The sequence below is a fragment of the Idiomarina aquatica genome, assembly GCF_004362895.1.
GTDB lineage: Bacteria > Pseudomonadota > Gammaproteobacteria > Enterobacterales > Alteromonadaceae > Idiomarina.
The window spans coordinates 1-20,520 of record NZ_SNXI01000025.1 but is presented as its reverse complement, the minus strand read 5'-3'; the positions used below and the strand labels follow the sequence as shown (position 1 = coordinate 20,520).

Sequence of the window (20,520 nt, the reverse complement as noted above, 5' to 3'; positions counted from 1 at the left end):
GAAAACGATAAAGGCGCTATTTTATGTGAATTACGTGACAGCGAGATGACAATAAAAAAGCCCGGCGGTTGGCCGGGCTTGCAGGGGAGGTTATTGTTCGCGCTTGATGGCGCGGTGGGCAATATCCGTTCGGTAATACGCGTTAGCCCAATGGATTTGATCAACCAGCTGATACGCGTGTTGTTGGGCTTCGGTAACATTATTACCAAGCGCGGTACAACAGAGTACGCGACCGCCGTTGGTTATGACGTTAGCGTCTTTAACCGCAGTACCGGCATGAAACACTTTGCTGTCATCGGTTGCGGCGGGAATACCCTGGATAACATCGCCCTTACGATAGCTGTCGGGATAACCACCGGCTGCCATTACCACACCGACAGCGGCGCGAGGATCAAAGGCAACGGGGGTCTGTTTAAGTTCACCGGCAATGGCCAGTTCGCATAATTCGACGAAGTCCGACTGTAAGCGCATCATGATGGGCTGTGTTTCGGGGTCACCAAAGCGACAGTTGTATTCAAGCACCTTGGCGCTGCCGTCCGGTGCTATCATCAGGCCAGCGTACAAGAATCCCGTGTAAGGGTGACCTTCTTCAGCCATGCCATCGACCGTCGGCTTAATAACATGTTGCATGACCCAGTCATGCACCTTTGGTGAAACAACCGGCGCGGGTGAGTAAGCCCCCATACCACCGGTATTGGGCCCTGTATCGCCGTTATCACGAGCTTTATGGTCTTGGCTTGAGGCAAACGCAATGGCGTTTTTGCCGTCGGCCATGACAATAAAAGAGGCTTCCTCGCCTACCAGAAACTCCTCGATAACGACTCGGTGTCCGGCTTCGCCAAAACGGTTACCCGCTAGCATGTCATCAATGGCTGCATCTGCTTGTTCAAGTGTTTCGGCAATGATTACTCCCTTGCCAGCGGCTAGGCCATCGGCCTTAATGACGATGGGTAACGCATTATCGCGCACATATTGCTTGGCTGCGTCGACATCAGTAAAGTTTTGGTAGGCAGCGGTTGGAATATTATGGCGCTGTAAGAAATCCTTACTAAAAGCTTTAGACCCTTCAAGTTGAGCGGCAGCCGCTGTTGGTCCAAATATCGCAAGACCGGCTTGCTGGAAACGGTCAACAATGCCTTTAACCAATGGCGCCTCGGGGCCAACAATGGTTAGCTCGATGCGCTGTTCGCTGGCAAAAGCAAGCAACCCATCGATGTCTTCTGCTGCGATATCCAGATTGGTTAACTGAGGCTCCGTTGTGGTTCCGGCATTACCCGGCGCCACATACACGTGTTCAACTTTGGGTGACTGCGCCGCTTTCCATGCTAGAGCATGTTCACGGCCACCACCGCCGACAACCAAAACTTTCATGCGTATCCTTATTGTACTGGTTTTCTAAACTTCAGGGTAAAGCGGTCACTCTCACCAATCGCCTTGTAAATGTCGGCATCGTCGCCGTCTTCGACATTAAGCGTTGGCGGCAGATTCCAAACCCCATTAGGGTGATCTGCTGTATCCTTCGGGTTCGCGTTAATTTCGCTACTTTCAACGAACTCAAAACCGGCTTGTTCAGCAAGGTCTATAACCCAGCTTTCTTTGATGTAGCCACTATTTGCCATTGCCTCATTGTTGGCACCTTCCGGTAGTCTGTGATCAACGACCCCCAAAACGCCATCAGGCACTAACGCCTGATGAAATTGACGAAACGCGCTTAACACCGCCTCTTCGCCACCATTCATATACCAATTATGTAGGTTACGGAAGGTCAGTACCCGATCTGCACTGTTAGGAGGCGCAATATCGGTATCAAGCGGCGTGAGCGGAGCGAATTGGGTCAACTCAACATTACCAAATACGGCCTCACTGGTTAGCCGTTCTTTAAAATTATTGAGTGACCGTTGGTAATAATCACTTTCTGTATTTTCGGGGAAGTGAGCAGCGTAAAAAGTGCCCTCATCGGCAAGGTAGGGGGCCAGAATTTCACTGTAATAACCGCCGCCCGGCCAAATTTCTACTACCGTCATTGAGGGTTCAAGGCCGAAAAACTCGAGCGTTTCCTGCGGATGACGAAATTCATCGCGTTGCACATAGGCCGGCGTGCGATCGGCATGGTTAACAGCGTCGCTCAAGGTGATAGAAGCGCCTTGTTCAGTGCTTGCAGGAGCTGATGATTGCGGGCCTGAGTCACAGGCAGACAACGCCAGAAGCGATGTCATCGATAATGCGATTGCAGAGTATTTCATAAAAGCTGCCTCTTTATTTTTAATAAGTGTTGGTAAAGATTAGCCCCGATCAAGCGGGGCGGCAAATAACATCACTTATCATTACGCATTAATGACGGAAATGGCGCATTCCTGTAAACACCATGGCGATGCCATGTTCATCTGCAGCGGCAATGATCTCGTCGTCACGGATAGAGCCGCCGGGTTGAATAATGGCCTTAATACCTGCCTCTGCCGCAGCATCAATACCGTCGCGGAAAGGAAAGAATGCATCGGATGCCATCACTGAGCCTTCGACCTGAAGCCCTTCATCGGCTGCTTTGATGCCGGCAATTTTGGCACTATAAACACGGCTCATCTGGCCCGCACCAACCCCTATCGTCATACCGTCTTTGGCATAGACTATGGCATTAGACTTAACAAACTTTGCGACTTTCCAGCAAAACTTAAGATCAGCTAATTGCGCTTCCGTTGGCTGCGCTTTGCTGACCACCTTAAGTGCTTCAGTATCAAAGTCCTCGGTGTCAGCCTGTTGTACCAGTAAGCCGCCGTTAACACGCTTGTAGTCCCACTGTTCTTGCTGAGCAGACCATTCTCCGGCCTCTAGCAACCTTACGTTTTTCTTTTCGGCAACGACGCGAATAGCCGCATCAGTAACGGTTGGTGCGATAATAACTTCGACAAACTGTTGCTCGATGATAGCTTTTGCGGTCGCTTCGTCTAATTCGCGGTTAAAGGCGATAATACCGCCAAAAGCTGATGTCGGGTCGGTTTTAAACGCACGCTGATAAGCCGCTTCAATAGTGTCGTCAATGGCAACCCCACACGGGTTGGCATGCTTAACGATGACACAGGCAGGCTGGGTGAAGCTTTTAACACATTCCAGCGCCGCATCGGTATCAGCAATATTATTAAAGGACAGCGCTTTCCCTTGTAGCTGCTTCGCGCTTGATACAGTTCCTGATGGTGCATCGGCTTCGGTGTAGAATGCCGCTTTTTGATGACTGTTTTCGCCATAGCGCAGGCTTTGTTTGTGATTAACCTGAAGGTTATACGTGCTTGGAAAGTCGGCTTCGCCAGTTAGCTTACCACCCAAGTAATTAGCAATCATGCCATCGTATTGTGCGGTATGTTCAAAGGCTGCCACGGCCAATTTAAAACGGCTTTCTGCTGACACTGCGTTACCGTTTTCTGCCATTTCATCCAGTACCCGCTGGTAATCATCACTATTAACAACGATGGTCACATCTTTATGATTTTTAGCGGCAGCGCGAACCATAGTAGGCCCACCGATATCAATGTTTTCGATAGCATCTGCTAAGGTGCAATCTGGTGCTGCAACGGTTTTCTTAAAGGGGTAAAGGTTGACCACCACTAAATCGATAGCAGCAATGTCCTGCTCTTGCATCACCGCGCTATCGATGTCGCGGCGTCCAAGGATGCCGCCGTGAATTTTTGGATGTAGTGTTTTGACACGACCGCCCATGATTTCAACTTGACCCGTGTGCTCCGACACATCTTTTACTGCGATATCGTTTTCGCGTAACAATTTTGCGGTGCCGCCTGTTGATAGAATTTCAACACCTTTTGCTGCTAACTGAGTGGCAAATTCGACTATGCCGGTTTTATCAGAAACACTGATTAACGCACGCTTAATGGATTGGGTTTGCATCACGTTGCCTTTAACTTTACTAACTATGGATAATATCAAGAGTATAAAAAAAAGAGCGCCAGAAGGCGCTCTTTAAGAGAAATTTAGTTCATGCCGTATTTTTTTAACTTCTTGCGAAGGGTACCACGGTTAATACCCAGCATGGTTGCAGCGCGGGTTTGATTGCCGCGAGTGTAAGTCATCACTTCCTCAAGCAAAGGGGCTTCAACTTCTGATAAAACTAACTCGTAAAGCTCTTCAGGATCCTGGCCGTCTAGCTGGCGTAAAAAGCTGTTTAGCGCTTGCTTCACCGAATCACGAAGTGGTTTCGGTTGTGAGTTATTACCAATCGTTGTTAATGGTGATGTGTTCTCACGGTTAGGGTTTTGATCAAACATAGTGCGCTTATCTCTTCTCTACAGTGACAAAATAGTGTTCGAGTGAATCAAGTTGCTCGTTAGGCGACTCGATCCGGTTAAACTGTTGACGCATCTCGCGTCCGCCGGTTCGTTCGTTTAGGTACCAACCGACGTGCTTACGCGCAATGCGGACACCCTGGTATTCGCCATAGAACTGGTGAAGTCGACGCACGTGGCTTATTACCGTGGTCGCGACTTCATCATTACTCGGTTGTGGACAATGTGTTCCATGTCGCAAGTAATGTTCAATTTCGCGGAATAACCAAGGATTACCTTGAGCGCCTCGGCCAATCATAATGGCATCGGCGCCGGTGTAATCTAATACCTGCCTGGCTTGTTCCGGCCGCCGGATATCTCCGTTGGCGACAACCGGTATGGAAACCGCCTGCTTAATTGCTTTAATTGTGTCGTATTCGGCTTCGCCTTTGTACATGCACGCGCGAGTGCGCCCATGGATAGCTAATGACTGAATACCACTACGTTCTGCAATACGGGCTATTTCAATACCGTTTTTGTGCGCCGGTTCCCAGCCTGTTCGAGTTTTTAATGTTACCGGCACGTCAACTGCGTTAACAACGGCGACAAGAATTTCCTCGACTAGATCCGGGTGCTGCATGAGCGCAGAACCTGCCAATTTTTTGTTTACCTTTTTCGCTGGGCATCCCATATTAATATCAATGATCTGGGCTCCCATAGCGACGTTTACGCGCGCAGCTTCCGCCATCAGTTGTGGCTCAGAGCCAGCAATCTGCACAGCCCGAATACCTAATTCGCCGGAATGATCCATCCGTTGTCGCGACTTATCGGTATTCCAGACTTTCGGATTGCTCGACAGCATTTCCGATACTGTAAGTCCGGCACCCAGTTCATGGCACAACTGCCTGAATGGCTGGTCGGTAACGCCCGCCATAGGTGCAAGTATTACATTGTTGTTTAATTGGTATTGACCAATCCGCATCGGTTAAAAACTACGCAGCGAAAGGGTGGAGAATTTTATGGAATTTAGCCGATAAAGAAAAGGCTAAAAAGTATGCAATTTTAGCCTTTTTTTGAGTTTTTACTATTGACAAAAATGCTGGTTGGCGAGCTAAACAGCTTAATAGCCCGTCTACTGTGTTCGTTTACCCGACAGCATTACCCAGTCACCTTCGACGACAATAGGGTCAAACGTGATGCCAGGCGTATAAGCAGCCATTACGTCCTCAGCCTGGCGTTTTAAAATACCGGACAGTACCAGAGATCCGCCAAGGTCAACGTAGTTCAGTATGGTGCCGGCAAGTTCCCGTAATGGCCCCGCAAGAACATTAGCCATAACCAGGTCGGCTTTGGCTGTGGGCTGCTCTGTTGGTAGATAGACATCAAATTTGCCGGCGACACCGTTACGTTCAGCGTTTTCCTGCGTTGCGATTAGCGCCTGGCGATCGATATCAATACCAATCGCATGCCGAGCGCCTAATTTAAGCGCAGCAATACCCAGAATGCCAGAGCCGCAGCCAAAGTCGACAACCTCGTTATGCGAGTGGCCGTGCTGATCTAGCCAACGCAAACACATAGCTGTTGTCGGGTGAGTTCCGGTGCCAAATGCCATGCCAGGGTCTAGCAGAATATTAACCGCATCGGGTTCAGGGATGTCACGCCATGTAGGACAAATCCATAACCGTTCGCCAAACCGAATGGGATGGAAATTATCCATCCACTCGCGCTCCCAGTCTTTGTCTTCCAGGCCGTCGACTTTATATTGCAATGGTGCTGGCAGTACCTTTGCTTTTTCGAGGTTAGCGATAACTGGTTTTAAATCAACCTCGGCATCGAATAAACCGGTAACTAAGGTATGTTGCCACATCAGCACTTCGCCCAGCGGAGGCTCGAAAATAGGGTTATCAGCGCCATCCCGATAAGTAACTGCCTGAGCGCCATTAGCCATTAGCATATCGCCCACCTGCGGGGCGTGATCTTCGGTACTTGAGAGTGTTAACTGGATCCAGGGCACTGTTTAGTGCCCTCCGATACCGAGTTTTTTCTCAAGGTAGTGAATGTTGGTACCACCATGCTGAAAGTTTTCGTCCGCCATGATGTCCTTTTGCAGAGGAACGTTAGTCTTAATATTCTCGATGATCAGTTCACTGAGTGCGTTGCGCATACGGGCAATAGCGATGTCACGATTTTCGCCGTATGTAATTAGCTTACCGATCATGGAATCATAGTTAGGCGGCACTTTGTAGTCTGCATAGACGTGCGAATCCCAGCGCACACCAAACCCACCGGGTGAATGAAAGCGCGTGATGGTGCCAGGCGACGGGACAAAGGTAGCGGGATCTTCGGCGTTGATCCGACACTCAACCGCGTGGCCGCGAATAACAACATCTTCCTGATTAAACGAAAGCTGGCGTCCGGCCGCTATGCGGAGTTGTTCTTTGATGAGGTCGATACCAGTCACCATCTCGGTAACCGGGTGCTCTACCTGAATACGGGTGTTCATTTCGATAAAATAAAACTCGCCGTTTTCGTATAAAAACTCAAACGTACCGGCACCGCGATAACCAATCTCTATACACGCTTTGGCACACCGCTCGCCAATGAACTTACGCATTTCAGGCGTGATGCCCGGAGCAGGCGCCTCTTCAACAACTTTTTGATGCTTACGTTGCATCGAACAGTCACGCTCGCCTAAATGAACTGCGTTACCCTGACCATCAGCCAAAACCTGAACTTCGACGTGTCGCGGGTTCTCGAGGAACTTCTCCATGTACACGACCGGGTTGCCAAAGGCAGCACGCGCTTCATTTTGTGTCATTGTAATTGCACTGAGTAGCTCGCTTTCCTGCCGAACTACGCGCATACCACGACCACCGCCGCCCCCGGCTGCTTTAATTATAATCGGGTAGCCAATGCGTTTTGCGAGCTTTATGTTGCGCTCGTCATCATCATCAAGTGGGCCATCAGAGCCTGGTACACAGGGTACGCCGGCTTGTTTCATGGCCTTAATGGCAGACACTTTGTCACCCATTAAACGGATAACATCGGCAGTGGGGCCGACAAAGATAAAGCCGGATTTTTCAACTTGCTCGGCAAAGTCGGCATTTTCAGCTAAAAAGCCGTAACCCGGATGAATAGCTGCTGCGTCGGTAATTTCGGCCGCACTAATAATGCGTGGGATATTTAAATAGCTTTCATTTGCTGGTGCTTTACCGATACAAATCGATTCGTCGGCCAGTAGAACGTGTTTTAGATTCCGGTCAACGGTCGAGTGAATGGCGACCGTTTTGATACCCAGTTCCTTACACGCCCGCAGAATTCTGAGGGCGATTTCACCGCGGTTTGCGATAACCACTTTATCTAACATGATAAATTCCTGGTTGTATTCGTTGCTTAGTGGTTTAACAGACTTATTCGATAACAAATAGCGGCTGGTCAAATTCAACCGGCTCTTCGTTTTCCACTAAGATTTGCTTAATTACACCACTTTTGTCGGCTTCGATTTGATTCATCATTTTCATCGCTTCGACGATGCATAAGGTTTCGCCCGCGTTAACTTTAGAGCCTACGGTAACGAAAGGCCCGGCATCGGGTGATGGAGCTTCATAAAAGGTACCGACCATCGGCGAGCGAACGATATGACCTGTAGGCTCTTCTTTCGCAGGTGCTGTATTTTCAGCGCCTGGGGCTGCAGCTGGTTGTGAGGCTGGCGCTGGTGCTTGTTGCGGTTGCGGTGCATATTGCATTGGAGCAGGTTGTGCGCTGTAGCGATTAATACGCACTGCTTCTTCACCTTCGGTGATTTCTAGCTCGGCGATGCCAGACTCTTCGACTAGCTCGATCAATTTTTTAATTTTACGAATGTCCATGATAACCGTGTGCCTCAGTTAAAGTTTTAATTGTTTGATAATTGCAAGCAGTGCCATCGAGTAACCAAACGGCCCAAAACCACTTAAGGTTCCGGCCGCAATATCGGCTAAATACGAGTGGTGGCGAAATTGCTCGCGCTGATAAATATTAGATATATGTACTTCGTAGAATGGGATAGCAACAGCTGATAGCGCGTCACGCAGTGCGATACTGGTATGCGAATAACCAGCCGCATTAACGATCATGTGGTCAACTGAACCACGCGCCTGTTGTACCTGATCAATAAGTTCGGACTCGCTATTAGACTGCTTGAAAATAAGCTGAACCGCATGCGCGGATGCGAGTTTTATTAAATCTGCTTCAATGTCTGCCAAGCTCGTATGCCCATATATATCCGGCTCACGCGTACCTAACAAGTTAATGTTCGGTCCGTTCAAAACGAGTACATTTGCTTTTTGCGAGTTACTAGATTGCATTTGGCTGCCAAATGTTGCGAACGTGTCGATATCATTAACTTTGTTCGAAATATCGACAGATTACAATAAAAAAGTTTTATCTTTTGGCATTATAGAACAATAAGCGGTAATTGCAGTAAAATACTGGTCTTATCACCGCTTTTAGGCGCAACTTCAGTTATTGGCCAGACTTCATTCGCTTTACATGGTTGATAAATGCTTCGGCATCTTTAAACCCTGTGATACGCCAATCGGTAACTTCCTCACCATTAGGAGAGAAAAACATTACCGTCGGCAGGCCTAGCACGCGATACTCAGATAATAGTTGTTGGTCACTACCATCATTTGCAGTGACATCCGCCTGTAGCAACAGCATTGACTGAAGTTCTGCCCTTACTCGCTCGTCTGCAAAGGTGTACTGCTCGAACTCTTTGCAGGCGACACACCAATCGGCGTAAAGATCGACCATGACCCATTGCTGTTGTTGCGCGGCCGTTTCAACTTTACTCTCAAGTTCCGCCAGCGTGGCTACCTGAGTAAACAGCGCGTGCGCTTGTTGAGCGCGCTCGCGTTTTTCATACTGCCACTGAGCGCCGAATACGATTGTCGCAACCAATAACAGAAAAAGTATGATTTTTGCGCCGGGACGGGTAAGTGTTTTTAGGTGTTGCCCCATAAACACCGCGAGTGACGCGAAGTAGGTTAGCCACAGCCAGAAGGTTTGCTCAGTAGACAATAAACGCTCTATGAGTACGACCACGACGGCAAGTAGCAACCAACCAAATGCGTGTTTTATCATGTCCATCCAGGCACCGGCTTTGGGTAATAACTTACCACCCGAGACACCAAATATAATTAACGGCACGCCCATCCCGAGACTTAGCGCATATAGAATAGCGGCACCGGAAACAACGTCGCCGGACTGTGCAATGTATAGGAGAGCGCCTGACAGCGGGGCCGTTGTACAAGGTGAGGCGACTAACCCTGAAATAACGCCAATGGTAAAGACACCACCGACACGGCCACCTTTTTGCTGACCGCTGAGCGCCTGTAATTTGCTTTGCAGTGATGACGGTAACTGCAACGTGAATAAGCCCAGCATGCTCAGGGCGAAAAGCCCAAATGCAATACTGAGTACAATTAATACCGCAGGGTGCTGAAAATAAGCCTGGTATTGCATTCCCGCAAGCGCGACGACAAGCCCGAGCAGTGAATAGGTAATAGCCATGCCCTGAACATAAACAAACGAGAGCCACAGGGCGTTTTTGAATGTTCTGGGCTTATCGCCAATCACAACACTGGATAGAATTGGATACATCGGAAACACACAAGGTGTAAAAGCTAAGCCGATGCCGAGGATAAAGAACACCAACAAAGAAACGCCAAGGGTCTGGGTTTCCAGGCCGAATAAGCCGGAGTTACTGGTGTTGTCGGTAGTGACATTTGTTTGCTCACTTGGTGTCGCTGCTGTTGTTGCGGGTTGTGTTTTGCTAACCAAATTAATGCGTGTAGGAGGATAACATAAGCCAGCATCTGCACAGCCCTGGTACTGTAACTCTACCCCTTGCTCTGCTATTGTTGCATCAAGCTTTACGTTAAACTCAAGGTAGCCGCGAAAAATCTGTGTTTCACCAAAAAATTCATCAACGTGAGTTTCGGAAGCAGGAAAGTTAATGGGCTGTTTGAGAGCTTCTGCTGGTGTGACCTTAAACTGATGTTTGTAGAGGTAGTAGCCGGGCTCAATATTAAAACTAACGGTTATACCTTCATCGTCTTTACGGACTTCGGGGGTGAAGGCTTGTTCAACCGGCAGAAATTCAGGTTCAGAGCTGAACGGATTATTTGATTGCGAAAAACCGGATTGCGCCAAGGCTACAGAGCTAACAGCCAGCAGGAGTAAACAACTAAAAAATCTAACCACCCGGTACTTCATTTTGTCTGCGCCTCAATCCAGTTAAGGTATTCCGGTAAGCCATCATCAATTTCAAAGCTGATCAGTTCCGGTGAGTCATAGCTATGCGCCTTTTGAACTGCCTGCTTGAGCGAAGCAACTTTGAGTTTGGACGTTTTTATAATTAACAACACTTCATTGTCTTCATGCACATGACCCTGCCACTCGTAAACCGATTGAATTGCAGGAACGATATTGACGCACGCCGCCAGCTTTTCTTTGACTAAGCTATGTGCCAGTTGTTTTGCCTCGCCTATATCGCTGCAGGTGCATAAAAGCATACGTGTCGCATTAGCCATAAAATACCTCGTTACCGACTGACCGGACGCTAAAAATAACACAAAAAAACAAAAAATTTTTTTCATCCTACCCTTGATAACACAATTTCTTACCCCATTTATTGAGCACACACATTTTTTAACGCCCTTAAAGGGTATTAACCACACACAACATAGGTTGAGGAGTTATCACCAATGAAACTTCGTCCTTTACACGATCGAGTCATTATTAAACGCATCGAAGTCGAAGCAAAGTCTGCAGGCGGCATTGTTTTGACGGGTTCTGCGGCAGAAAAATCAACCCGCGGTGAAGTCGTTGCCGTAGGTAATGGCCGTATTTTAGATAACGGTGAAGTGCGTGCGCTGGAAGTGAAAGCCGGCGATAAGGTTCTGTTCAACGAAGGTTACGGTGTTAAAACCGAAAAAATCGACGGTGAAGAGTTTCTGATTATGAGCGAAAGCGACATTTTGGCAATCGAAGAATAAGCCAAAAACTAACGCATAAATCGTTAAACCGTATTTAAGAGGAAAGCAAACATGGCAGCTAAAGAAGTTAAATTTGGTAACACAGCGCGTCAAAAAATGCTGAAAGGCGTCAACGTATTGGCCGACGCTGTAAAAGTAACCTTAGGTCCTAAAGGCCGTAACGTTGTTTTAGATAAGTCATTCGGTGCACCGAACATCACTAAAGATGGTGTGTCAGTTGCAAAAGAAATCGAGCTTGAAGACAAGTTCGAGAACATGGGCGCACAAATGGTCAAAGAAGTTGCGTCTAAAGCGAATGACGAAGCCGGTGACGGTACAACGACAGCGACCGTATTAGCACAATCTATTGTTAACGAAGGCCTGAAAGCCGTTGCGGCGGGCATGAACCCAATGGATTTAAAACGCGGTATCGATAAAGCAGTTATCGCTGCCGTTGAAGAGCTGAAGAAAATCTCTCAACCATGCGCTGACAGCAAAGCGATTGCACAGGTAGGTACTATTTCTGCTAATTCAGACCATACTATCGGTCAAATTATCGCTGAAGCGATGGACAAAGTGGGTCAGGAAGGCGTTATCACCGTTGAAGAAGGTCAGGCACTGACTGACGAACTTGATGTTGTTGAAGGTATGCAGTTCGACCGTGGTTATCTGTCTCCTTACTTCATCAACAATCAGGAAAGCGGTTCAGTTGAACTGGATAACCCGTTCATCCTGTTGGTTGACAAGAAAATCTCTAACATCCGCGAATTACTGCCGGTATTAGAAGGCGTTTCTAAAGCAGGCAAACCATTACTAATCATCGCTGAAGATGTTGAAGGCGAAGCGTTGGCTACCTTGGTGGTAAACAACATGCGTGGCATCGTAAAAGTTGCTGCGGTTAAAGCACCTGGCTTTGGTGACCGTCGTAAAGCAATGTTGCAGGACATCGCTGTGTTGACTGGCGGTACGGTTGTCTCTGAAGAAATCGGTATGGAATTGGAAAAAACTCAGCTGGAAGATCTGGGTACTGCGAAACGCGTTGTTATCACCAAAGACAACACGACCGTTGTTGACGGTAATGGCGACGACGCAGCCATCGAAGGCCGCGTAACGCAAATCAAGCAGCAGATGGAAGATACGACGTCTGACTATGATCGCGAAAAACTGCAAGAGCGTCTGGCTAAGTTAGCTGGCGGCGTTGCGGTAATCAAAGTGGGCGCGGCGACTGAAGTCGAAATGAAAGAGAAAAAAGCTCGCGTAGAAGACGCGTTACACGCAACTCGCGCTGCGGTTGAAGAAGGCGTTGTACCTGGTGGTGGTGTTGCACTGGTTCGTGCAGCAAGCAAACTGGGCGAATTACGTGGCGACAATGAAGAGCAAAACGTAGGTATTCGCCTAGCATTGCGTGCAATGGAATCGCCATTGCGTCAAATCGCGACTAACGCCGGTGCCGAAGCTTCAGTTGTTGCTAACAATGTGCGTGACGGCGAAGGTAACTTTGGTTACAACGCAGGTAACGACACGTACGGCGATATGCTGGAAATGGGTATTCTTGACCCAACTAAGGTTACTCGCTCAGCGCTGCAGTTTGCTGCATCCGTTGGTGCATTGATGATCACCACCGAAGCGATGATCGCTGACATCCCGCAAGATGATAATGCCGGCGGTATGCCTGGCGGCGACATGGGTGGCATGGGCGGAATGGGCGGCATGATGTAAGCTGCTGTTTCCAGCCTTTGTTTATTAAAAAAGCGCCTGCGGGCGCTTTTTTTGTATATCTATGCATTGAGGTTTTGAATTTTTCTGCTAAACGTTTGTCATAGTGATTAAGTAATTTCGCCAGGAGGTGATTATGCGCACACTATCAATGACAGCATTAGCGTTAGTTTCGGCAATGTTATTTACACCGGCTCATGCAGGTGAGGCTAAAGTTAACTTTGAGAAAGTTGATGACTATACCGATTTTGAGCCGGCGAACGGTTTGGAAGAGCGCTATCAAAAACGCTTGATGGAAGAGTTAACCGGTTACTTCAATGAACTGTCTGCTGACTTGCCCGACGGGCAAACGTTAGCTGTAACGGTAACTGACATCGACTTAACAGGTCGTCTCGAGCCAACATTTGGCGAATCGACATCTAACTTTATCCGCGTGGTACGTTCGATCGACTTTCCAACGATGGATTTCAATTACTCTTTAACAGATAGTAACGGTAGTGTAATTAAACAAGAGGACGTCGAGTTAAAAGACATGAGTTTTGACTTTGACACGATGGCGACTAAACGGTCGCGTTCTGACGACTTGTACTACGAGAAAAAAATGCTCAAAGACTGGTTTAGAAAAACCTTCTCTGAGCAAGTCGCATCTAGCCAGCCTGCCGAATCTGCTTAAGTCGGGCTAGGGTTTCGGTTAGCAGTTGTAGCTGCTGCACGATTTTTTGCAGCAGCTCCTCATCCTCTTTATTCTGTTGCCACTGTTCAACGTTTTCGGTTACCTCTTTTAGGTAAGGTTGAAACCGATTGCTGCTGGTTACAAAATGAGTATTATCTGCGAAGACATCTTGAAACTTCGCTTTACCCTGTTGTCGCAGGTCATCCAGGTAAGTGTCAGCGTCAACAGTCTGGCGATAAAGAACCTGTAAGTGTTGTTGCAGTTTTTCCTCAACAGAAATCATGGTATCGGTCATATTTTCCTTGCCTTAATCTATTTAAATCTACCGTCGGGCATGATTGCAGTCTTGCTGTTTTCTCCGCCCACTTCGCGCACGAGTTTAGGCACTAAAAAACCGGGTAGACGCGCATTCATACCTAACCAAAGTTGCTGGGCCGTATCGTCACTCACTTCAAAATGAGCCGCGCCCGAGACTTTATCAAGTTGATGCAGATAATAGGGTAACACATCGCAATCGAACAGACTCTCGCTCAGTTCGGTCAGTGAGTCGACATTGTCGTTAACGCCTTTTAACAGAACACTTTGGTTGAATAAGTGAATACCCGCCTTATACAACGAAGCCAGCCGGTGCTTCAGCTCAGCTGAAATTTCGTTAGCGTGATTAGCATGCAGTACCAGGCTGGTTTTTAGTCGGGTATTCGCCAAAATCCCCACTAATGTTTCCGTGATCCGGGTCGGAATAACAATGGGTAATCGAGAGTGGATACGTAGCCGCTTTAGTTGGGTGACATTACTCAGTGCATCAATAATCCGTGTAAGAGTTTTGTCACTGGCCATCAGCGGATCACCTCCGCTTAGAATAACTTCGTTAATCTGGGGGTTACGAGTCAAGTAATCTATAGTTTGACTCAGTTCCTGTTGGCTAAAGCGAATCTCTTGATATGGGAAGTGACGACGAAAACAATAACGACAGTTAACCGCACAGCCCCCTTTTAGAATGATTAAAATACGCGACTGATATTTGTGCAGCAGGCCCTGGTTTTTGTCTACGGCGACGTTATCACCTTGCTCTAACAGTGGGTCAGCAGTATAACCGGGAGTATCGTCAAACTCTTGTTTAAGCGGCAATACCTGCCGTAGCAATGGGTCGTTGGCGTCGCCGGGTTTAATCAGTCGTGCAAATGGGCGCGGCACAAGCAGCGGGAAAAGTTCTCGTGCGCGAGAATCCTCAAAAAACTGTGAAGCATCCAAACCGACGTATTCGAGCAGATCATTGGGATTGCGAAATGCTTGTTGTAACTCAAGCCGCCAGTCGGGTCGAGTTAGCAGTGTTGCTTGTTGGTTCAAATCAGCCTCGACTATTTGTTTCGTCAGATGATTATTTTACCTGAAAAATTTTGCTGTTTGTTTTATTATTGCCGGCATCTGGAATGATTTGACGATTAGCTCATATAGGAAAAGATTATGGCAAATTACAGCACCAACGAGTTTAAAGGTGGCTTAAAAATAATGCAGGATGGCGAGCCATGCAGCATTGTCGAAAACGAAATGGTAAAGCCGGGCAAAGGTCAGGCCTTTAACCGAGTCAAGATTCGTAAATTAATCAGTGGCAAGGTTGTCGAGAAAACGTTCAAGTCGGGTGAGTCGGTCGAAGGGGCTGATGTTATCGAACTGGAACTAGCCTACTTATATAATGACGGCGAATTCTGGCACTTTATGAACAACGAAACCTTTGAGCAAGTTGCAGCCGACGCTAAAGCTGTTAGCGATGCAGAAAAGTGGTTGGTTGAACAAGATGTTTGTACTCTTACTTTATGGGAAGGCAACCCTATCAATGTTCAGCCGCCAAATTTTGTTGAGTTGGAAGTGACTGAAACTGACCCCGGCCTTAAAGGTGATACCGCGGGTACCGGTGGTAAACCGGCGACGTTGAGCACGGGTGCTGTGGTACGAGTGCCATTATTTGTTCAGATAGGCGAAGTCATAAAAGTCGATACACGCTCTGGTGAGTATGTATCGCGCGTACAAAAGTAACGACTGACATAGATAATGGACTGGCGATCTGAGGCATCTTTGCAAACGCTCCAGCAGCGAGCTGAATTGATGCGTCAGATCCGTCAGTTTTTTTATCAACGCAATGTCCTGGAGGTTGATACCCCCTTACTAGCCCGCCATGGCGTTACCGACCCCCACTTAGAAAACCTGACAACCGCACTGACTGCGGGTCCTGATGGACAACCGCTGAAACTTAGCTTACAAACATCGCCGGAATACGCCATGAAAAGGTTGCTGGCACAATATAGAACCAGTATTTTTCAACTATCGCACGTGTTCCGGGACGATGAAATCGGACGTCAGCACAACCCAGAATTCAGTTTAGTTGAGTGGTATCGTGTTGGTTTTAATCTTGTCGAGCTCATTGCTGAAGTCAGCGAACTAATACAGTATGTTACCGATGCGCCGCCAATTATAGCGCACACCTACCAAGAGATATTTGTGCAGTGCACAGGCTGGGACCCACTGCAGGGCGAGGGAATATCCGCCATACATCGCCACTTAAAAACACGCACAGATACGCGCGACTGGATGGAAAAAGAAACGGATCCGGATACTATATTACAGGTTGCATTTAATCTGCTTGTCGAGCCTGAACTGCCATCAGACACCCCCGTTGCTATCACGCACTTTCCTCGTTCGCAAGCTGCGTTGGCGCGTGTTTGTCCCGAAGACGAACGTGTATCACTGAGGTTCGAAATCTACTACCATGGAATAGAATTAGCGAATGGATACGATGAGCTGACCGATACCGATGAGCAAAATCGGCGGTTTGTGGAGGATAACGCTAAACGCAGGCAATTGCAGCGAGCAGAGAGAACCGCTGACGAATATTTGCTTGCTGCGCTTAGACACGGCATGCCACCTTGCTCTGGCGTTGCGCTTGGATTTGACCGCTTATTGATGATTGCTCTGAATAAAGACCAGATCTCCAGCGTGGTGCCTTTCTCTATCGCTAACTGCTGAAGACAGTTTGATAAAAACTTAATCGATCCCCTTGGCATCTGATAGCGTATGTTATAATATAACAGCACGGTAGTCAGGGGGGCGAATATGACCTTATCAAAACAAAAGCGATTGGACAGAGCTGGAATGTGGATCACCACATTGTGCGCGATCCATTGCCTTTTATTGCCGCTGATACTCCCCCTGTTGGCTCTGGCTGGTTTAGCGTTTATTGGCGAAGACCTGCTAGAAAATAGCATTTTAGGGCTTAGCGTAGCGGTGGGCTTATGGTCCCTGATTGGTGGCGCACGTAAGCACGGTGAATGGCGCCTGCTGGTACCATTACTAGCTGGCGCGCTGATATACTCTCAGCGCGACATCTTAGGGCACCTGGGCGAGCCTTTTATTATCCTGCTTGGCGCGAGCCTCATTATTTACGCACACTGGAGTAATCTGCGACGCTCCCGTAAGGTAAACGCTGTAGTTCCTGTGGCTGTTCCTGAAACAAATTAAGCATCAACGCAAGGCTAGCTTAATTTCTCCAATATAACGCCAGATTCAATGTGGTCAGTGTATGGGAACTGGTCAAATATAGCGGCCGACGTCACCTTAAACTCTTTACCCAGCGCTTTGATGTTGTCGATTAGCGTATCAGGGTTGCATGAGATGTAAATGATACGAGAATATTGACGGACAAGCTGTATGGCTAGTTCATCCAGACCGGCGCGCGGCGGATCAACGAGTACTGTTTTACAGTTAAAAGAGCTTAAGTTGGCTTCCTCAGCGCGTCTTGAAGACAACGTCCCCTGCATTGCCTGGCTGAACTCTTCGGCTGACATTCTAACCACAGTCACGTTGTTAATGTTATTGAGCTCGGCACCGCGTCGTGCGGCATTGACCGAACCCTTGCTGATTTCGGTTGCAAGTACTCGATTAAATTGTTTGGCAAGCGGTAGGGTGAAGTTGCCATTGCCACAGTAAAGTTCTAACAGGTCGTGATTCGTGTTACCGGCATGGCGGCTTGCCCATTCGATCATTTTTTCGTTAATACCGGCATTGGGCTGGGTAAAACTATTTTCTGTTTGAATAGACTGATAGGTTTTGCCATTCACCCTAACTTGCTCAGTAACGTACTCTTCCCCAAAAACAACTTTTTGTTTGCGGGCTCTGCCAATTAAATGTAATACATCCGCATATTGCTGGAGGTGTTGATGCAATTCCGCAGCAGCAGCTTTCCATTCCTCGTCAAGAGCACGGTGGTAGAGTACTGATACAATGGCCTGTTGTGTTGTGGTGGTTAAAAAATCAACCTGAAATAACTTCTGCCGCAGTAAGGGGTTATCGATGACATAGTTTCTAACGGCCTGCATCAGCTTATTAATAAGTCGACTACCCGGCAAAAACTCATCTTTTCTGACTTTTTCCCGAGTTTCCGGATTAAACATAATATAGTAGAGGTCATCGCCTTCATGCCAAAGCCGGAACTCTGCGCGCATGCGATAGTGCTTAGGCTCAGATTTAACTACATCGAAGTCGCTTACACCGATTTCCTCAAAGCGCTGGGCAGAAGTTTCGATCTTTTGTTCAAGCTGCTTCTCGTAATCGATCAACTCGATGTTCTGATATGTCATCTGTAATACCTTTGTAAAGATTGGTTACATTCAGTAATAATTTGTGGCAAATTTTTAAATGCCAACGAGACGTTATTCTCTCATGTTGTGTTGGCCCTGAAAATTCCAAATATAAAAACACAGGGTTAATCATGAAATTATCGCTAAAAAAATCATTAGTATTTGTGGCAACAGCATCGGTCCTATCTGCTGGAGCGCAAGCTGCTGTAGATAAAGAACGCGTTATTGTAGCTTTTAAACCAGGTAATAAGGCATCGGTACAGCAGGCGATTCAAAAGGCCGGCGGTGAGACCAAGGTCGATTTACCGAACCACCATGCCATGGCAATTACTGTGCCCGCTAATGCTCTAAAGGGTTTAAAAAACAATCCAAATATTGAATATGTGGAACCCGACGTGAAACGTAAATTGTTAGCCTCAGAGTTCGAGCCAGGCCAACCATATGGTATTGCGCAGGTTCAAGCCGACTTATTGTCAGATGCGGCCGCGGGTAATAGAAAGGTTTGTATTATCGACTCTGGTTATGACTTAGGTCATCCTGACCTACAAAGCGCGGGTGTTGATGGTAGCTACAATAGTGGTACCGGTAATTGGTATACCGACGAAAATGGTCATGGAACGCACGTTGCAGGAACAATTGCAGCACTAGCGAATGGTACTGGCGTTGTAGGCGTGCTGCCGAATGGCAATATAAACCTTCACATAGTAAAAGTATTTAATGCGGATGGCTGGGGCTATTCATCTTCGTTGATTGCTGCGGCTGATGAATGTGCGGCGGCAGGCTCTAATGTCATTAATATGTCATTAGGTGGAGATCGCGGTAGTAAAACTGAAGAACGGGCGTTTGCACAATTTAATGACCAAGGAATATTAAGTATTGCTGCTGCGGGTAATGCAGGCAATACCCGTCATTCTTACCCTGCATCATATGACGCTGTTGTATCGGTTGCTGCAATAGATTCAAACAAACAGGTTGCGTCATTTTCACAACAAACTAATCAAGTTGAACTTTCCGGACCGGGTGTCGCCGTACTATCTTCTGTTCCTCGGGGCATGGGTGAACGTTCAGAAGCCGTGGTTGCAGAAGTGAGCTTCGAAAATCTTGCTATGGAAGGATCTGCTAAAGGCACTGCGACAGGTTCATTAGCTGACTGCGGTATCGGTGACCAGGTTTGTGCTGATGCAAACGGTAGCGTATGTCTCATCGAGCGGGGAGCGATTAGTTTTGCTGAAAAAGTACAAGCTTGTGAAGCCGGTGGTGGAATTGGCACCATCATTTACAACAATGAAGCGGGTGTTTTGAGCGGCACGCTGGGCGATGTCGTTACCAGTATTCCGTCTGTTGGGGTGAGCGCTTCTGCTGGTGCGCAAATGTTGAATCAGCTGGGGTCGACGGCAACCGTTGCTGTTGAAAGTAGCGATTGGGCATTTTTTGACGGAACGTCGATGGCAACACCGCATGTTGTTGGAGTAAGTGCATTAGTGTGGAGTCATTTCGCAGACTGTAGTAATACGGACATCCGCAGTGCGCTATCGGCTACAGCCGAGGACCTTGGTGATACTGGTCGTGATAATGCATATGGACATGGTTTAGTCCAAGCCAAACTTGCCTATGACTATCTAGCGACCAACGGATGCGCAGGAAGCAGTGGCTCAGGTGGAGATACAGGTGGTTCTGGTGATGACGATACCAAGCCTGGTAACGGTAAAGGTAATGGAAAGAACAAATAATCAGGTGAAGTCCGCTATTTAGTCATAAAAACCCCTGTTCTATAACAGGGGTTTTTATTTTAACGCCCTATAAAGGCTCTATAGTTGTTAATATTGATCACATTTGAATGGTATTTAAACGGTTGGCGTAGAAAACAATTAAAATTGCAAAAAAGGCCTTGACGGTTGCAGTTAAATCTCTAAAATGCGCTCCACGTTCGAGGCAGGCAACGAAGCCGCCGAAAACAGAGGTTTTCTAAAACATCTTTTTTAAAAAAAGTATTGACGGAAAACTTCAGGTGTGTAGAATACGCACCTCTCGCAGCGAGGCTGCTGAGAAACGCTCTTTAACAACTATATCAAGCCAAGCAAACTGTGTGGGCACTTGCAGAAGTTAAGCAAAACGAACTATGTATTGCAACTTTTGAATGAGTGTTCAGCAAGGTTTCGAAAGAAGCCAAGCAAAAACGCGTAATTCATTGAGTTGATTGAACTACTTTTAAT

General features: G+C 47.5%; 21 protein-coding genes. 7 read left to right on the top strand and 14 right to left on the bottom strand.

Annotated elements, in window-relative coordinates:
* Window positions 1–90: 90 nt before the first annotated feature.
* From purD to cutA, 11 genes are all read right to left on the bottom strand, one after another.
* On the bottom strand, window positions 91–1,371 hold the full coding sequence (gene purD / locus DEU29_RS12725) for a phosphoribosylamine--glycine ligase (RefSeq protein ID WP_133540723.1): 1,281 nt from the start codon (window positions 1,369–1,371) through the stop codon (window positions 91–93).
* An 8-nt stretch (window positions 1,372–1,379) separates the two neighbouring features.
* Window positions 1,380–2,243, bottom strand: a complete 864-nt coding sequence (locus tag DEU29_RS12720; protein WP_133540722.1) for a class I SAM-dependent methyltransferase — start codon at window positions 2,241–2,243, stop codon at window positions 1,380–1,382.
* Window positions 2,244–2,331: 88 nt separating this feature from the next.
* Complete coding sequence (purH, locus tag DEU29_RS12715) at window positions 2,332–3,894, bottom strand: bifunctional phosphoribosylaminoimidazolecarboxamide formyltransferase/IMP cyclohydrolase (RefSeq protein ID WP_133540721.1); 1,563 nt, start codon at window positions 3,892–3,894, stop codon at window positions 2,332–2,334.
* Window positions 3,895–3,977: 83 nt separating this feature from the next.
* The gene (gene fis, locus DEU29_RS12710) at window positions 3,978–4,271 is read right to left on the bottom strand and encodes a DNA-binding transcriptional regulator Fis (RefSeq protein WP_105307351.1); all 294 of its coding nucleotides are present in this window, start codon (window positions 4,269–4,271) and stop codon (window positions 3,978–3,980) included.
* A 7-nt stretch (window positions 4,272–4,278) separates the two neighbouring features.
* Window positions 4,279–5,250, bottom strand: coding sequence for a tRNA dihydrouridine synthase DusB (gene dusB, locus DEU29_RS12705; protein WP_133540720.1), 972 nt, complete (start codon window positions 5,248–5,250; stop codon window positions 4,279–4,281).
* A 150-nt stretch (window positions 5,251–5,400) separates the two neighbouring features.
* A complete protein-coding gene (prmA, locus tag DEU29_RS12700) occupies window positions 5,401–6,282 on the bottom strand; it encodes a 50S ribosomal protein L11 methyltransferase (protein ID WP_133540719.1) in 882 nt (293 codons plus the stop codon).
* Window positions 6,283–6,285: 3 nt separating this feature from the next.
* Window positions 6,286–7,635: an acetyl-CoA carboxylase biotin carboxylase subunit gene (accC, locus tag DEU29_RS12695; protein WP_133540718.1), complete on the bottom strand. Its 1,350-nt coding sequence runs from the start codon at window positions 7,633–7,635 to the stop codon at window positions 6,286–6,288.
* A 43-nt stretch (window positions 7,636–7,678) separates the two neighbouring features.
* Window positions 7,679–8,137, bottom strand: a complete 459-nt coding sequence (accB, locus tag DEU29_RS12690) for an acetyl-CoA carboxylase biotin carboxyl carrier protein (protein WP_133540717.1) — start codon at window positions 8,135–8,137, stop codon at window positions 7,679–7,681.
* Between the two features lie 18 nt (window positions 8,138–8,155).
* Window positions 8,156–8,614: a type II 3-dehydroquinate dehydratase gene (aroQ, locus tag DEU29_RS12685; protein ID WP_133540716.1), complete on the bottom strand. Its 459-nt coding sequence runs from the start codon at window positions 8,612–8,614 to the stop codon at window positions 8,156–8,158.
* 157 nt (window positions 8,615–8,771) lie between these two features.
* Window positions 8,772–10,526, bottom strand: a complete 1,755-nt coding sequence (locus DEU29_RS12680) for a protein-disulfide reductase DsbD (protein ID WP_133540715.1) — start codon at window positions 10,524–10,526, stop codon at window positions 8,772–8,774.
* Entirely contained in the window at window positions 10,523–10,843 is a 321-nt protein-coding gene (gene cutA, locus DEU29_RS12675) for a divalent-cation tolerance protein CutA (protein WP_133540714.1), read from the bottom strand. Before cutA ends, DEU29_RS12680 begins: the two co-directional genes overlap by 4 nt.
* Before the next feature lie 174 nt (window positions 10,844–11,017).
* Between cutA and DEU29_RS12670 the strand changes: the two genes are divergently transcribed.
* The 3 genes from DEU29_RS12670 to DEU29_RS12660 all read left to right on the top strand — a co-directional run bounded on the left by DEU29_RS12670 (window position 11,018) and on the right by DEU29_RS12660 (window position 13,676).
* Window positions 11,018–11,308, top strand: a complete 291-nt coding sequence (locus DEU29_RS12670; protein WP_133540713.1) for a co-chaperone GroES — start codon at window positions 11,018–11,020, stop codon at window positions 11,306–11,308.
* Window positions 11,309–11,359: 51 nt separating this feature from the next.
* Window positions 11,360–13,006, top strand: coding sequence for a chaperonin GroEL (gene groL / locus DEU29_RS12665; RefSeq protein WP_133540712.1), 1,647 nt, complete (start codon window positions 11,360–11,362; stop codon window positions 13,004–13,006).
* A 133-nt stretch (window positions 13,007–13,139) separates the two neighbouring features.
* The gene (locus DEU29_RS12660) at window positions 13,140–13,676 is read left to right on the top strand and encodes a DUF3016 domain-containing protein (protein ID WP_133540711.1); all 537 of its coding nucleotides are present in this window, start codon (window positions 13,140–13,142) and stop codon (window positions 13,674–13,676) included.
* On the opposite strand, the gene DEU29_RS12655 is transcribed toward DEU29_RS12660, so the two are convergent.
* Complete coding sequence (locus DEU29_RS12655) at window positions 13,651–13,971, bottom strand: hypothetical protein (RefSeq protein ID WP_133540710.1); 321 nt, start codon at window positions 13,969–13,971, stop codon at window positions 13,651–13,653. The genes DEU29_RS12660 and DEU29_RS12655 overlap by 26 nt on opposite strands.
* Window positions 13,972–13,988: 17 nt before the next feature.
* The gene (gene epmB, locus DEU29_RS12650; protein ID WP_133540709.1) at window positions 13,989–15,023 is read right to left on the bottom strand and encodes an EF-P beta-lysylation protein EpmB; all 1,035 of its coding nucleotides are present in this window, start codon (window positions 15,021–15,023) and stop codon (window positions 13,989–13,991) included.
* A 117-nt stretch (window positions 15,024–15,140) separates the two neighbouring features.
* Here epmB and efp point away from each other — a divergent pair, with 117 nt between their 5' ends.
* The 3 genes from efp (at window position 15,141) to DEU29_RS12635 (ending at window position 17,189) form a co-directional block, all read left to right on the top strand.
* The gene (gene efp / locus DEU29_RS12645; protein WP_133540708.1) at window positions 15,141–15,710 is read left to right on the top strand and encodes an elongation factor P; all 570 of its coding nucleotides are present in this window, start codon (window positions 15,141–15,143) and stop codon (window positions 15,708–15,710) included.
* A 15-nt stretch (window positions 15,711–15,725) separates the two neighbouring features.
* On the top strand, window positions 15,726–16,697 hold the full coding sequence (gene epmA / locus DEU29_RS12640) for an EF-P lysine aminoacylase EpmA (RefSeq protein WP_133540707.1): 972 nt from the start codon (window positions 15,726–15,728) through the stop codon (window positions 16,695–16,697).
* An 87-nt stretch (window positions 16,698–16,784) separates the two neighbouring features.
* On the top strand, window positions 16,785–17,189 hold the full coding sequence (locus DEU29_RS12635; protein ID WP_133540706.1) for a MerC domain-containing protein: 405 nt from the start codon (window positions 16,785–16,787) through the stop codon (window positions 17,187–17,189).
* A 14-nt stretch (window positions 17,190–17,203) separates the two neighbouring features.
* Here the strand turns inward: DEU29_RS12635 and trmA are convergent, their stop codons facing one another.
* Window positions 17,204–18,307, bottom strand: a complete 1,104-nt coding sequence (trmA, locus tag DEU29_RS12630; RefSeq protein WP_133540705.1) for a tRNA (uridine(54)-C5)-methyltransferase TrmA — start codon at window positions 18,305–18,307, stop codon at window positions 17,204–17,206.
* A gap of 131 nt (window positions 18,308–18,438) precedes the next feature.
* Between trmA and DEU29_RS12625 the strand changes: the two genes are divergently transcribed.
* The gene (locus DEU29_RS12625) at window positions 18,439–20,037 is read left to right on the top strand and encodes a S8 family serine peptidase (protein WP_133540704.1); all 1,599 of its coding nucleotides are present in this window, start codon (window positions 18,439–18,441) and stop codon (window positions 20,035–20,037) included.
* Window positions 20,038–20,520 lie beyond the last annotated feature (483 nt).